The 13209-nt window shown below is 64.4% G+C and carries 11 protein-coding genes and 1 pseudogene; 11 read left to right on the top strand and 1 reads right to left on the bottom strand.

The genetic code is table 11. From position 1 onward, the window contains the following. Positions 1 to 26 precede the first annotated feature (26 nt). The 8 genes from F3J45_RS03665 (at position 27) to F3J45_RS03630 (ending at position 7586) form a co-directional block, all read left to right on the top strand. Positions 27 to 1433 carry an aldehyde dehydrogenase (NADP(+)) gene (locus F3J45_RS03665; RefSeq protein ID WP_167057500.1) on the top strand — a complete coding sequence of 469 codons (1407 nt, stop codon included), beginning with the start codon at positions 27 to 29 and terminating at the stop codon, positions 1431 to 1433. Positions 1434 to 1446: 13 nt separating this feature from the next. After that, positions 1447 to 1740 carry a Dabb family protein gene (locus tag F3J45_RS03660; protein WP_167057497.1) on the top strand — a complete coding sequence of 98 codons (294 nt, stop codon included), beginning with the start codon at positions 1447 to 1449 and terminating at the stop codon, positions 1738 to 1740. A gap of 125 nt (positions 1741 to 1865) precedes the next feature. Further along, positions 1866 to 3116 (top strand): MFS transporter, encoded by a 1251-nt coding sequence (locus F3J45_RS03655; RefSeq protein ID WP_205300380.1) that lies wholly within the window; start codon positions 1866 to 1868, stop codon positions 3114 to 3116. 34 nt (positions 3117 to 3150) lie between these two features. Further along, the gene (locus F3J45_RS03650) at positions 3151 to 3960 is read left to right on the top strand and encodes an NAD(P)-dependent oxidoreductase (RefSeq protein WP_167057494.1); all 810 of its coding nucleotides are present in this window, start codon (positions 3151 to 3153) and stop codon (positions 3958 to 3960) included. Continuing rightward, complete coding sequence (locus F3J45_RS03645) at positions 3957 to 5045, top strand: mandelate racemase/muconate lactonizing enzyme family protein (protein ID WP_167057491.1); 1089 nt, start codon at positions 3957 to 3959, stop codon at positions 5043 to 5045. Before F3J45_RS03650 ends, F3J45_RS03645 begins: the two co-directional genes overlap by 4 nt. An 81-nt stretch (positions 5046 to 5126) precedes the next feature. Then, positions 5127 to 5996 (top strand): aldose 1-epimerase, encoded by an 870-nt coding sequence (locus F3J45_RS03640; RefSeq protein WP_167057488.1) that lies wholly within the window; start codon positions 5127 to 5129, stop codon positions 5994 to 5996. A gap of 39 nt (positions 5997 to 6035) precedes the next feature. After that, a complete protein-coding gene (locus F3J45_RS03635) occupies positions 6036 to 7316 on the top strand; it encodes an OprD family porin (RefSeq protein WP_167057485.1) in 1281 nt (426 codons plus the stop codon). Between the two features lie 15 nt (positions 7317 to 7331). Then, entirely contained in the window at positions 7332 to 7586 is a 255-nt protein-coding gene (locus F3J45_RS03630; RefSeq protein ID WP_167057482.1) for a hypothetical protein, read from the top strand. Between the two features lie 12 nt (positions 7587 to 7598). On the opposite strand, the gene F3J45_RS03625 is transcribed toward F3J45_RS03630, so the two are convergent. Beyond that, positions 7599 to 8627: a LacI family DNA-binding transcriptional regulator gene (locus F3J45_RS03625; protein ID WP_167057479.1), complete on the bottom strand. Its 1029-nt coding sequence runs from the start codon at positions 8625 to 8627 to the stop codon at positions 7599 to 7601. Positions 8628 to 8910: 283 nt separating this feature from the next. On the opposite strand from F3J45_RS03625, the gene F3J45_RS03620 reads away from it, so the two are divergent. From F3J45_RS03620 to F3J45_RS03610, 3 genes and pseudogenes are all read left to right on the top strand, one after another. Next, on the top strand, positions 8911 to 10284 hold the full coding sequence (locus F3J45_RS03620) for an MFS transporter (protein WP_167057476.1): 1374 nt from the start codon (positions 8911 to 8913) through the stop codon (positions 10282 to 10284). An 86-nt stretch (positions 10285 to 10370) separates the two neighbouring features. After that, positions 10371 to 11498 (top strand): annotated as a pseudogene (locus tag F3J45_RS03615) (mandelate racemase/muconate lactonizing enzyme family protein); the annotation flags it as partial. A 64-nt stretch (positions 11499 to 11562) separates the two neighbouring features. After that, positions 11563 to 13095, top strand: coding sequence for a UxaA family hydrolase (locus F3J45_RS03610; protein WP_167057470.1), 1533 nt, complete (start codon positions 11563 to 11565; stop codon positions 13093 to 13095). Positions 13096 to 13209 lie beyond the last annotated feature (114 nt).

Here is a 13209-nt window from a genome sequence, read left to right as displayed (position 1 = left end):
GCACCGCAATTGTTGAAGGAGTTCCCATGACCACCCCGCAAAACCCGAATTTCGCCGCTATCGATGCAGTCGTCGCCCAAGCGGCGGCGGCTGCCGACTTCTGGGCCGATTGCAGTGCCACCCAGCGTGCCACCCTGCTGCGCGGCCTGGCCGATGCCCTGGAACAGCAGCAGGCTGAACTGGTCGCCATCGCCGACCGCGAAAGCGGCCTCGGTGAAGCCCGCCTGAACGGTGAAGTGGCCCGCACCGCCTTCCAGCTGCGTGGCTTCGCCAACGAAGTTGAAGCTGGTGTGCCATACCGTCAGGTCGATGACCAGGCAATTGCCGGTGCGCCACCTGCCGGCCGCCCACGCCTGACGCGCGTGCAACGCCCGCTGGGCCCGGTGGCGATGTTTTCGGCCAGCAACTTCCCGTTCGCCTTCTCGGTGCTGGGCGGCGATACCGCCTCGGCCTTGGCCGCCGGTTGCCCCGTGGTGATCAAGCCGCACTCCGGCCACCCGGAATTGTCCCGTGCGGTGTTCGCCCTGGCCGCTGGCGTGCTCCGTGCCCAGGGTCTGCCGGCAGGCCTGCTGACCCTGGCCGAAGCGCCCAATCGTGTCGCTGGCACCTACCTGGTCCAGCACCCATCGATCGCCGCCGTGGCCTTTACCGGCTCCTACCAGGGTGGCAAAGCCCTGTGGCAGGCGGCCAACGAGCGTGAGCGGCCGGTGCCATTCTTTGGCGAGCTGGGTTCGATCAACCCGCTGATAGCACTGCCGCACGTGCTGGAAAAGGACAGCGAAGCCTTGGCCAAGACCTTGGCCGCTTCGATCACCCTCGGTTGCGGTCAGTTCTGCACCAGCCCCGGCGTGATCGTGCTGCTCGACTCACCCCATAGTCAGCGTTTCGTCGCCCAGCTGGCCGCGGCCATTGCACCGATTGCCACGCACCGTATGCTCACCCCGGGCATGCAGCAAGGCTTCGAGGCGGCAGCTGCCACGGTAGCGGCCAATGCCACCGTGGTGTTCACTCCGCAAGCCGATGGCGCTGGCCCGGCGCCACGGTTGTTCGCCACCGATGCCGCATCGTTCATTGCCAACGCTCACCTGCGTGAGGAAATGTTCGGCCCGGCGGCGTTGATCGTCACCGCCAATTCCGTTGCTCAGGCGGCTGAAGTGCTCGAAGCCATCGGCGGTACCCTGACCACTACCCTCTGGGGCCTGGACGCCGACAACGCCGAAAACCGCCAGTTGCTGCGCGCGGCCCAGCGAGTATCCGGGCGCGTGTTGTTCAGCGGTGTGCCGACCGGTGTTGCCGTGTGCCACGCCCAGCAGCACGGCGGGCCATGGCCGTCGTCCACCGCGCCACAGTCCACTTCGGTCGGCTTTGCCGCCATCGAGCGCTTCCTGCGCCCGGTTGCGTTGCAGGACGCACCCGCCTGGGCACTGGGCTGAGGAGGGCAGGGCGATGATGCGACATATCGTGCTGTTCCGCCGCCTGCCGGGCGTCGAGGCGCAGCCTGAACTGGAATCGGTGCTGGTGGCGCGGATGCGCGACCTCACCGAAGAAATCGACTTCATCCGCGACTGGAGGGTCGCGGCCAATGAACTGGATCGACCGATCTGCTGGGATTACATCCTCGAGTCCAGCTTCGACGACGCCGACGCGGTACAGCGTTACCTGCCACACCCGGCGCACCAGGCCCTGGTCGCCGAACTCAAGCAGTACTTCGAGTGGGTGGCGGTGGATTACAGCGTCTGATTGACCCCAGAGGCACCTGGCCCTTTGTGGGGCCAGGCGTTATAACAAAAAAGATCCGGCATCACAGGTGCCGGGCGGAGTCGTACATGAACAAGAAAAACAACTACCGCTAGACGATCCTGACCATGCTGTTCCTGGCCATGATCATCAACTATGTCGATCGCGCTGCCCTGTCGATCGCCATGCCGTTCATTACCCAGGAATACCACCTCACGCCCGCCGAGAAGGGCATGATCTTCAGCAGCTTCTTCTTCGGTTATGCGCTGTTCTGCTTCGTCGGTGGCTACCTGGCCGACCGTTTCGGGCCCAAGCGTGTGCTGACCTGGTCGATGAGCTTCTGGTCGCTGCTGTGCGGCTCCACCGCACTGGCCTTCAATTTCTGGTCATTGCTGATCGTGCGCGCACTGTTCGGCGTCGGCGAAGGCCCGGTGTCGACCACTGCCAACAAGACTGTAAACAGTTGGTTCCCGATCAAGGAACGCGCCCGTGCCATCGGCATCAACCAGGCTGGCGGCCCGCTGGGTGGCGCCTTGGCCGGGCCAATCGTGGGTTTTCTCGCCCTGTGGCTGGGCTGGCGCGTGGCCTTCGTGGTGATCGCGGTGATCGGCGTGCTGTGGGCCATTGCCTGGTACCGCCTGGCGGCCTCTACGCCCAAGGAGCACCCGCAGGTGTCGGCCGAAGAGCTGGCGCTGATCAACGAGGGGCGTGAGGCCCCGGTCACTGCCGTCGCAGACGCTCCGCGCACGCCAGTGCTGGAGATCATCCTGCAGCGTTCGGTACTGGTCACTGGCGTATCGCTGTTCTGCTACAACTACATTCTGTACTTCTTCATGACCTGGTTCCCCAGCTACCTGATCGAGGCCAAGGGTATCGACCTCAAGGCCATGAGCATCGTCACCGCACTGCCGTGGCTGGTGGGTACTGTCGGCTTCATCTGTGGCGGGCTGCTGATCGACTGGGTGTACAAGCGCACCGGCAAGCAACTGTTCTCGCGCAAGGTGGTGCTGGTCAGCTGCCTGCTGGTGGCTGCGGTGTGCATCGGCCTGACCGGCCAGGTGGACAGCGTAACCAGCACCGTGGTGGTGATGACCGTGGCCATCGGCTTCCTGATGCTGACCGCGCCCGCCTACTGGTCATTGATCCAGGACGCCGTGCCGGACCATCAGGTCGGCACTGCCGGCGGCTTCATGCATGGCCTGGCCAACCTGTCTGGCATCGTTGCGCCGACTGTGACCGGCTTCATCATCCAGTCCACCGGCACCTACGGCAGCGGCTTCGGCCTGGCCGCCGGGCTCGGCATCGTCGGCGCGCTGATCGTGGCCTTGTTCGTCGGCCAGAAACCGGCCCGGCAAGCCAACGTCATTGCCACCGCCTGAACTGACTGCTACCCACGTTTGACGGGAATACACCATGCCTACGCTTCTAGTCACCGGCGCCGCCGGTATCGTCGGAACCGCCCTGCGCCCATACTTGCGCGAGCGCTTCAATCTGCGCCTGCTGGACCGCCGGCCGGCCAGCGAGCTGGCCGCCAATGAAACCGCCCTGGTCGGCGACCTGACCGACCCGGCCTTCGTCCGCCAGGCCTGCGAGGGTGTCGACGCGGTGCTGCACCTGGCCTGTGCCCACGGCACCGACATCCAGTTCCAGGCCACGGTCGAGCCCAACTACCACGCCACCCTGTACTTGCTCGAAGCCGCCCAGCGCGCCGGGGCGCGGCGCTTCGTGTTCGCCAGCAGCCACCATGTGCTTGGCCAGTATCCCACGCAGGCAGCCGAGCAGTTCGACGACCACCCGGTGGCGCCAGACAGCTACTATGCGCTGAGCAAGGTGTTCGGCGAAGCAGCCTGCGCGACCTTCTCCCAGCGCAGCGAGCTGGCCACGTTCATCGTGCGTATCGGCAACGCCGACGCCAAGGTTGCCGATGCCCGTCGCTTGCGCTTGTGGACCAGCGCCCGCGACCTGGCCCAACTGGTACTGATCGGCCTGGAGCATCCCGAGGTGCGCCACGAGATCGTCTACGGCGTGTCGGAATGTCCTCAGGCGCTGTTCCACAACAACCGTGCCCGCGCCCTGGGTTACCGGCCGCAGGACAATGCGGCCGAGCACCTGGCCGACAACTTCCTCGCCTATGACGCCATGGCCCCGGTCGGTTCCGGTCGTGACCATGTTGGCGGCGCCTATGCCGGTGTGGCCCTGGCCAGCGTTCTGGAGCAAGCATGAAGATCGTCCGCATCGATACCCAGATCGTCGAAATCCCCTTCCACGACGGCGGTCGTGGGGTAGGGGGGACACCTTCGGCCTGGCGCACGCTGGAGAACGTGCTGGTGCGAGTCGAGGACGAGCTGGGCAACGTTGGCTGGGGCGAGGCCTTTGGCTACTTCGTCGCCGATGCCACCAAGGCCCTGATCGACCGGCTGGTGGCGCCCCAGGTGCTGGGCCGCGAGGTCACCGACATTCCTGCGCTGAACCTGGAACTGCAGCAACGCCTGCACCTGTTCGGCCGCTACGGCGTGACGATGTTCGCCATTTCCGGTCTCGATATCGCCCTGTGGGACTTGGCCGCCCGCCGGCAGCGCCTGCCGTTGCACCGCCTGCTGGGCCAGGCCTACCGCGAACAGGTGCCGGCCTACGCCAGCCTGGTGCGCTACGGCGATGACCAAGTGGCCCCAGCCATTTGCGAAAAGGCACTGGAGCAGGGCTTCAGCGACATCAAGCTGCACGAGGCCACCCTGCATGACATCGGCGCTTGCCGGCGAGCTGTTGGCGATGCCGTACCGCTGTCCACCGACGTCAATTGTTCCTGGACCGTTCAGGGGACTCGTGATTGGCTGCCGGCGCTGGCGGAGCTGAAGCTGGCCTGGCTGGAAGAGCCGATCTTCCCGCCCGAGGACTTCGCTGCCCTGGGCAGCCTGCGCGGGCAGGGTGTGGACATTTCTGCCGGGGAAAACTGGTGCACTGCCGTGCAGTTCGAGCAGGCCCTGGTGACCGCAGCGGTGGATTCCATTCAGCCCAGTGTGACCAAGGTCGGCGGCATTTCCGAATGCCTGCGCATCGACCGCCTGGCCGAGCAGCATGAGGCAGTTATTCTGCCGCACTGCCCCTACTTCGGCCCTGGCCTGATCGCCACCCTGCACCTGGCCGCCGTACAGCGGCGGGTGCCGCAGGTGGAGTACCTGTTCGTCGAGCCGGCTGGCTGGTTGTACCCGGTGGAGCAATTGCGCCAGGGCAATCAACTGCAGATTCCTCAGGGCCCTGGCCTGGGCCTGGACATCGACCTGCAAGTGGCCGAGCGCTTGCGCCGCTAGTCCGACCCTTTCATGCCTCACCGCCGTGCCTCGGCACGGCGGCAGGGGCTGCGCATGCCTGAAAAGGGCATTGGAGGTTCTATGCATACCGTGGTTCTGAGCAATGCCACCTGGGCGCTGGGCGTGCTGCCGGCCTGGGGCGGGCGCATCGCCCAGCTCAATGCCGATGGGCTGGATGTGTTGCTGCCGATCAACGCTAGTCAGTTCGACCCGCTGGACTGGCCACGGGCCGGCGCCTACCCGCTGATGCCGTACTCCAACCGCATTCGCAACGCGCGGTTGAAGTTCGCCGACACCGAGCATGTGCTGCCCGCACATCCGGCAGCACTGCCCCATACCTTGCATGGGGTCACCCACACCCAGCCTTGGCAGGTGGTGGGCACCCGTAGCGATCACTTGAGCATTGCCTGTGATTATCAAGGCGAGCACTGGCCCTGGGCGTTTCGCGCCGAACAGCACTTCGCGCTGGATGGCGCACGCCTGCACATCACCTTGGTACTCATCAACCTGGGGCAATCACCCATGCCAGGCGGCCTCGGGTTGCACCCTTATTTCCAGCGCCACCCTGGCATGCGCGTGCATTACCGCACCGGGCGCGACTGGCAGATCGACGCGCAGTACCTGGCTACCGGCGCGTACCAAGAGGGTACCAGGGACTGGTCGATCGAAGCGGATGGCGGCGAAGCGCTGGCCCATTACCAGTCACGTTGGGACGGCCGGCTGCGTGTCGACTACCCCAATGGCCACCTGCGCCTTCAGGCTTCCCAAGTGCTGAACCACTTCGTCGCATTCGCCCCGGCCGGCAGCCCCTACCTGTGCCTGGAGCCGGTGTCGCACCTGGCCGATGCCTTCAACCAGCCACGCGATAGCTGGGCCGAAACCGGCACCCATGAGCTCGCTGCTGGCCAGCACCTGGAGGCCACCCTCGAATTCACCTGGCAACACCGCTGACGCAACACCCCACATACCTATAAGAAGAGCACAACAACAATGAAACACTCCTCGACTGGAGCGGGCTTCGCTCGCGCTGCAAAACCCCTGTCCCTGCTGCTCGGCCTCGGCCCGCTGTATGCTCAGGGTGCGTTTCTGGACGACAGCAAGGCCAACCTGACCTTTCGCAACTTCTACTACAACCACGACCTGCGCGACTCGACCAAGCCTGCCCAGTCGAAGCTGGAGGAGTGGGCCCAGGGCTTCATCCTCAAGGGCGAGTCGGGTTACACCGACACGACCATCGGCGTGGGCCTGGACGTGTACGCAGGCCTTGGCGTGAAGCTCGATTCGTCGCCCTCGCGCAGCGGCACCGGCCTGCTGCCGGGGGCCTATGACCGTGCCGGCGGGCCACGCAATGCTGATCCGCGCTCGGTGGACGACTTCTCCGAGGCCACGGCAGCGGTCAAGTTCAAGTACTCGAAGAGTGAACTCAAGGTGGGCGGGCTGTTCCCGAAGATCCCGCTGGTCAGTTCCGGCGACGCACGCCTGCTGCCGCAGTTCTTCGAGGGTGCGATGCTGGATATCCGCGAACTGGACAACCTCGACATCGGCCTGGGCCAGATGCGCAAGGTCAACCAGCGCGAATTTGCCGGCGCCCGGGATATCCAGGTGGGCAATTACTACAGCGTGTTCAGCGACCGCTTCGATTACCTCGGTGGCAGCTGGCGCGCCACGCCGCAGACCTCGCTGGGGGTGTGGACCGGTCGCCTGGCGGATGTCTACCAGCAAACCCTGTACACCGGCACCCACACCCTCAAGGCCGGCGACTGGAACCTTTCCGGCACGCTCAACTACCTCGACACCGGCGAATCCGGCAGCGAAAAGGCCGGCCAGCTCGACAGCCGCATGACCTCGGCGATGCTCAGCGCCAACCTGCGCGCGCAAACGTTTCGCCTCGGCTACCAGTACAACGCCGGTGACAGCGCCTTGCCGTTCATCCACGACACCGACCTGCCCGGGGTGCCCAACGCGGTACAGGTGCTGCGCTTCGACCGTGCCCAGGAGCGCTCCTGGCAGGCCCGCTACGACCTCGACTTCGCTGCCCTTGGCGTACCAGGGCTGACCGCGTTCGCCCGCTACGTGAAGGGCGACAATTTCAAGGTGGCCGGTGAGGACGGCAGCGAATGGGAGCGCAACCTGGACATTACCTACGTGATCCAGAGCGGGCCCCTGAAGAACCTCGCGCTGCGCTGGCGCAACGTCGAGCTGCGGGGCGATGCGACCGGCAGGCGTGATGAAAACCGGGTAATCATCGCCTATACCTTGCCCTTGCGCTGACCTGGAGGATTGCCCTTGTTATCCCGTCCGCTCGACCCTGCCATGCAGGCCTACATCGACAACAGCCGGCGCGAAGCCTTTCTCGCCACCTGCCGTGCCCGCACGGCACCGCGGCCGTTTGCCGGGCTGGCGCCGGCCTTGGTGCTGGTGGCCCGGGCCTGGGTGGGCGAGGGCAGGGTGCATTCGAGCCTACGCGCGTTCGGCGTGGCCGAAGTCGAGCAGGCTTGGGATCACATGGCGGCGCAGTTGCGGCGTTGGGCGGACAATTGACGCTTGCAGCCCTCAGGTGCTTTCGCGAACCACCAGGTTGAAGCCCACATCCTCCACCTGTTCCCCCCGTCCCAGGCTGCCTTCGATCCGTTGCAGCAGCAGTTCCGCCGTACGCAGGCCAATGCGCCCGCCGTCGACATTCACCGTGCTCAGGCGTGGGTGGGTATGCGCGGCGAATTCCAGGTTGCCGAAGCCCATCACCGCCAAGTCTTGAGGCACCCGCAGGCCGTTGGCCTGCGCTTCGGCCATGACCCCTTGGGCAAGCAGGTCGATGCTGCAGATCACCGCATCCATCGGCACCTTCGCCGCCAGCAGCCGGGCCATGGCCTCACGGCCATGGCCCATGTTCACCGGCACGGCTTCAAGCTCGCAGGCGACCACTTCGGCGCCGGCTGCGTGCAGAGTGGCGACACACGCCTGGCGCCGGCGGGTGGCACGGGCGTCGTCGCTCCAGATCAGGCCGACGCGGCGGTTGCCACGTTCGATGATGTGCTCGGCCATTGCCTGGCCGACGGCTTCGTGGGAAAAGCCGACCACAGTGTCGATCGGGTTCACCGCCAGCTCCCAGGTCTCCACTACCGGAATGCCACGGGCGATCAGCTTTTCCCGTGCTTCAGGGCTTTGCAGTTGGCGGGTCAGTACGATGCCGTCGGGGCGGCGGGCGAGGATCGCGTCGATCAATTCCGCTTCACTGCTGTGCACCAGGTCCGACTGGCTGAGCAACAGCTGGTAGCGCGCCTTGGCCAGGCGCTGGCCGAGCTGGGTGATGGTGTCGACAAAGGCCCGGTTGGCAATGTTCGGCACCACCACGATGACCAGCCGGCTGCGCTGTGAAACCAATGCGCCCGCCAGCATATTCGGCACATAGCCGGTCTTGCGGATGGCATTGCGTACCTTTTTCTGGGTTTTTTCCGACACCAGTTCCGGCCGGTTGATCACCCGGGAAACGGTGATGGGCGAAACCTTGGCCATCTTCGCCACGTCATCGAGGGTGGCGGGGCCCGGTTTCGGGCTGGCGGTGATTACGGACGTTTCCAGCATGCGAAGCCTCAAGGCAGGCGGGGTGGCGGGTGGGTCGATTCTACCGGAACGGCGCACGCTTTCCTGCCCCTTTTGAAGCATTCCCAGTACATGGGAATTTCACCGGAATGCCAATTTGCAACCCGCGCAGAATAAGGCCTAGGATAAATGACAGCGCTGTCATTTGATAACGCTGTCATTGGTCGGAAACAGCTCTCCAGCAGGGCTGCAAGCTGCCAGAATCCAAAGCAGGCGCCGGTGCAAGGCCCTGCAACACGCCAATAAAAACAATGAGGCAACCGCGATGCACAACCACGACACCTACGCCGCCGGGCCTGCCCCCGGCGCCGTGGCCGCGTCCACCACGGCTACCCGCTATCGGTACCTGATCCTGGCTTTGATCACCATGGTCCTGGCCCTGAGCAGCGGTGACCGCGCCGCCCTGTCGGTGGCCGGTTCCGACATGAGCAAGGAACTCGGCATCAGCTCGGTGGAAATGGGCTATCTGTTCTCCATTTTCAGCTGGGCCTATGTGATCTTCCTGATTCCCTCCGGCTGGCTGGCCGATCGCTTCGGTTCGAAAAAGACCATGGCCCTTGCCATCTGCATCTGGTCGGCATTCACGGTGTGCATGGGCCTGGTGCATTACCTCGGCATGATCGTGCCGCTGCTGCTGGCCCTGCGCTTTCTGCTGGGCGTGGCGGAAGCGCCGGTGGGGCCGGCGTCGACCCGGGTGATCGCCTCCTGGTTCCCGTCGGCGGAGCGGGGCATGGCCGGGGCCATTTTCAACAGCGCCCAATACATCTCGCTGGCGTTCTTCACGCCATTCATGGGCTGGCTTTGCTACGCCTTCGGTTGGCAGTACGTGTTCATCGTCATGGGGATCGTCGGGTTTGCTATCGCCGCGATCTGGTGGAAAAACTACTACTTGCCGGTCAGCCATCCGAAGATGAATGGCGAGGAACTCGACTACCTGCGCAAGGGCGAAGCGCTGGTCGATCTCGAAGCCCAGGCCTCGCTGCCCAAGGAAAAACGCCGTAGCTCATTGGCTGAAGTGGGCCTGCTGTTCAAGAGCCGCATGCTGCTGGGCATGTTCATCAGCCAGTACTGCGTCAGTGCGGTTACCTGGTTCTACGTGACCTGGTTCCCGATCTACCTGGTCAAGGAACGCGGCTTCGACATCCTCCAGGCGGGCCTGGTGGCCTCCATCCCGGCCCTGTGCGGGCTGATCGGTGCAGTGTCGTCGGGCTTCTTCTCCGATTACCTGTTGCGCCGCACGAAGTCCCTGAGCATTGCCCGCAAGACGCCAATCATCACCGGCGTGCTGTTGAGCTCGACCATGATGCTGTGCAACTACGTCGACGCCCAGTGGCTGGTGATCGCGGTGATGAGCCTGGCGTTCTTTGGCAAAGGCTTTGGCAACCTCGGCTTCAGCGTGGTGGCCGACACCGCCCCACGGGAAATGATCGGCATGACCGGCGGCGTGTTCAACGCACTGGGCAATACCGCCGGCATCGTCACACCGGTGGTCATCGGCTACCTGCTGCATTCCAGCGGCTCGTTCAACAGCGCACTCATCTATGTCGGCGCCCATGGCCTGCTGGCGGCGTTCTCCTACCTGGTGATCGTTGGCCGCATCCAGCGCCTGCAACTGTCCGACTTGACCGGCAAACCTTAACGCTCAGTGATCCAGAGGACGACTCCATGATCGAAAGCAACGTCTACATCGACCCGAAAATCGCCGCCCTGCAACCCGGGCCAGCCACCACCGACAGCATTGCCTGGATCAAGCTGTCCTACACCGTGCTGCCACTGGGTGCGCCGATCAGCGATGCCAAGGTGCTGACCGGGCGGCAGAAGCCGCTGACCGAAATCGCGTTCATCTTCGCTGAAATCCGTACCCGCGAAGGCCACGAAGGCATCGGCTTCGGTTACTCCAAGCGCGCTGGCGGTCCGGGCATGTATGCCCACGCCCAGGAAATCGCCCCGACCCTGCTGGGGGAAGATCCCAACGACATCGCCAAGCTCTACAACAAGCTGCTCTGGGCCGGCGCCTCGATGGGCCGCAGCGGCCTGACCACCCAGGCCATCGCGCCGTTCGACATCGCCTTGTGGGACTTGAAAGCCAAGCGCGCCGGCCTGCCGCTGGCCAAGTTGCTCGGTGCCCACCGCGATTCTGTGCAGTGCTACAACACCTCGGGCGGCTACCTGTCGACACCGCTGGAAAAGGTCCTGGAGAACGTGCAGACCTCCCGGGACAACGGCATCGGCGGCATCAAGATCAAGGTGGGCCAGCCGGACACCGGCATCGATTTCAAGCGCGTGCAGGCCGTACGCGAGCAATTGGGTGAAGGCTTCCCGCTGATGGTCGACGCCAACCAGCAATGGGATCGAGTCACCGCCCAGCGCTTCTGCCGCAAGCTCGAGCAATTCGACCTGACCTGGATCGAAGAGCCTTTGGACAGCGCCGACGTCGAAGGCCACGCTGCCTTGGCCGCGTCGCTGGACACCGCCATCGCCACCGGCGAGATGCTTACCAGCTTCAACGAGCACGCGCAGTTGATCACCGCCAACGCCTGTGACTTCGTGCAACCCGATGCGCCGCGAGTCGGTGGCATTACGCCATTTCTGCAGATCATGAACCTGGCCAGCTTCAAGGGCCTGAAGCTGGCGCCGCACTTCGCCATGGAGATTCACCTGCACCTGGCGGCGGCCTATCCGGAAGAGCCCTGGCTGGAGCACTTCGAATGGCTCGAACCGATGTTCAACGAGCGCTTGGCGCTGCGTGACGGGCGCATGTGGGTGCCCAACCGTCCGGGGCTGGGTTTCTCCCTCAGTGAACAAGCCCTGGCCTGGACCCAGCACAGCGCCGAATTCGGCAAACGCCCCTGAGCACGCCACGGCGGTGGCGCTTCTGTCGCCATCGCCGTGTATGACATACCCATAGGAAAACACCATGAGTCACCGTGAAGTGAGCCCCGTCATTCGCCTCGATGCCGCTGACAATGTCGTTGTCGCGCGCGTCGAAATCCCCGCCGGCACCGCCATTCCCGGTGAAGGCGTGACCACTCGGCAACCCGTACCGCTGGGGCACAAAGTTGCTGCCCGGCTGATCGCCAAGGGCGAGCCGGTACTCAAGTACAACACGGTGATCGGCTATGCCGCCGAAGACCTGCTGCCGGGTACCTGGATGCACAGCCACAACATTGCCTTTGGTGAAACTGACCGCGACTACCGCTACGGCCTGGACTATGTACCCACCGACATGCTGCCGCCAGAGCAGCGTGCGACCTTCCAGGGCATCGTCCGGGAAGACGGTCGTGTAGCCACCCGTAACTACCTGGGGGTGTTCGTGGTCGGCAACTGCGGCGCCACCGTGGCGCGCAAGGTCGCCAATCACTTCGACGAACGCCGCCTGGCCGGCTTCCCCAATATCGACGGCGTGGTGCCCTACGTACATGAAATCGGCTGCGGCATGGAAATGACTGGCGAACCGATGGACCTGCTGCGTCGCACCATCGGTGGCTACATCAAGCACCCCAACACCGTGGGTGCGGTGGTCATCGCCCTGGGCTGCGAGCGCAACAACATCCATGGCTTCTTCGAGCAGGAAGGGCTGGTGGAAAGCGACATGCTGAAGAAACTGGTGATCCAGGACGTGGGCGGGGTGAAAAGCGCCACCGACCAGGGCATCGCGCTGATCGAAGGCATGCTGCCCAAGGCCGATCAGGCGCGGCGCCAGCCGGTGTCCGCCGAGCACTTGATGGTCGGCATGCAGTGCGGCGGTTCTGATGGTTTCTCCGGCCTCTCGGCGAACCCGGCGCTGGGCGCGGCGGTGGATATCCTGGTGCGCCATGGCGGCACTGCGATTCTTTCTGAAACGTCGGAAATTTTCGGCGTCGAGCACACCCTGACCGCCCGTGCGGCCACTGCGGCGGTGGGTCGAAAGCTGATCGAGCGCATCGAGTGGTGGCTGGAATACAACCGCGGGCGCGACACCCAGATCAACGGCCGGGTCAGCCCTGGCAACAACGCTGGTGGTTTGGCCAACGTATTGGAAAAGTCCTTGGGCGGCGCGAAGAAGGGCGGCAATGCGCCGCTGATGGATGTGTACGAATATGCCCACCCGGTAAAGACCCACGGGCTGGTGTTCATGGACACCCCCGGCTACGACCCGGTTTCGGCCACCGGCCAGATCGCCGGCGGCGCCAACCTGATCGCCTTCACCACCGGTCGAGGTTCATGCTTCGGCTCGGTGCCGGCGCCGACCTTCAAACTGGCCAGCAACTCGCCCATGTACCAGCGCATGAGCGACGACATGGACATCAACTGCGGGCAGATCATCGACGGCGACAAGACCATTGGCCAGATGGGCCAGGAAATCTTCGAGCGGTTGCTCGCCCATGCTTCGGGGGAGGCGACCAAGAGCGAGCTCAACGGCCTGGGCGAGGATGAATTCTGCCCATGGCAGATAGGCGTGCTCGCCTGACCCGGCCTCTTCGCGGCTAAAGCCGCTCCTACAAGGTTCACCTTGAGCTCAGGCTCCCTGTGGGATCGGGCTTGCCTGCGAAGAGGCCCTCACAAACAACAACGATAACGGCCA

The sequence above is a fragment of the Pantoea sp. Ap-967 genome (assembly GCF_011752565.1).
Taxonomy (GTDB): domain Bacteria; phylum Pseudomonadota; class Gammaproteobacteria; order Pseudomonadales; family Pseudomonadaceae; genus Aquipseudomonas.
This window is presented reverse-complemented; position numbering and strand designations above follow the sequence as displayed.

What these genes read in the sequence shown, in the direction of transcription:
- F3J45_RS03665 (WP_167057500.1), top strand. Translation starts at nt 27, where the DNA reads ATGACCACCCCGCAAAACCCGAATTTCGCCGCTATCGATGCAGTCGTC.
- F3J45_RS03660 (WP_167057497.1), top strand. Translation starts at nt 1,447, where the DNA reads ATGATGCGACATATCGTGCTGTTCCGCCGCCTGCCGGGCGTCGAGGCG.
- F3J45_RS03655 (WP_205300380.1), top strand. Translation starts at nt 1,866, where the DNA reads ATGCTGTTCCTGGCCATGATCATCAACTATGTCGATCGCGCTGCCCTG.
- F3J45_RS03650 (WP_167057494.1), top strand. Translation starts at nt 3,151, where the DNA reads ATGCCTACGCTTCTAGTCACCGGCGCCGCCGGTATCGTCGGAACCGCC.
- F3J45_RS03645 (WP_167057491.1), top strand. Translation starts at nt 3,957, where the DNA reads ATGAAGATCGTCCGCATCGATACCCAGATCGTCGAAATCCCCTTCCAC.
- F3J45_RS03640 (WP_167057488.1), top strand. Translation starts at nt 5,127, where the DNA reads ATGCATACCGTGGTTCTGAGCAATGCCACCTGGGCGCTGGGCGTGCTG.
- F3J45_RS03635 (WP_167057485.1), top strand. Translation starts at nt 6,036, where the DNA reads ATGAAACACTCCTCGACTGGAGCGGGCTTCGCTCGCGCTGCAAAACCC.
- F3J45_RS03625 (WP_167057479.1), bottom strand. Translation starts at nt 8,627, where the DNA reads ATGCTGGAAACGTCCGTAATCACCGCCAGCCCGAAACCGGGCCCCGCC.
- F3J45_RS03620 (WP_167057476.1), top strand. Translation starts at nt 8,911, where the DNA reads ATGCACAACCACGACACCTACGCCGCCGGGCCTGCCCCCGGCGCCGTG.
- F3J45_RS03610 (WP_167057470.1), top strand. Translation starts at nt 11,563, where the DNA reads ATGAGTCACCGTGAAGTGAGCCCCGTCATTCGCCTCGATGCCGCTGAC.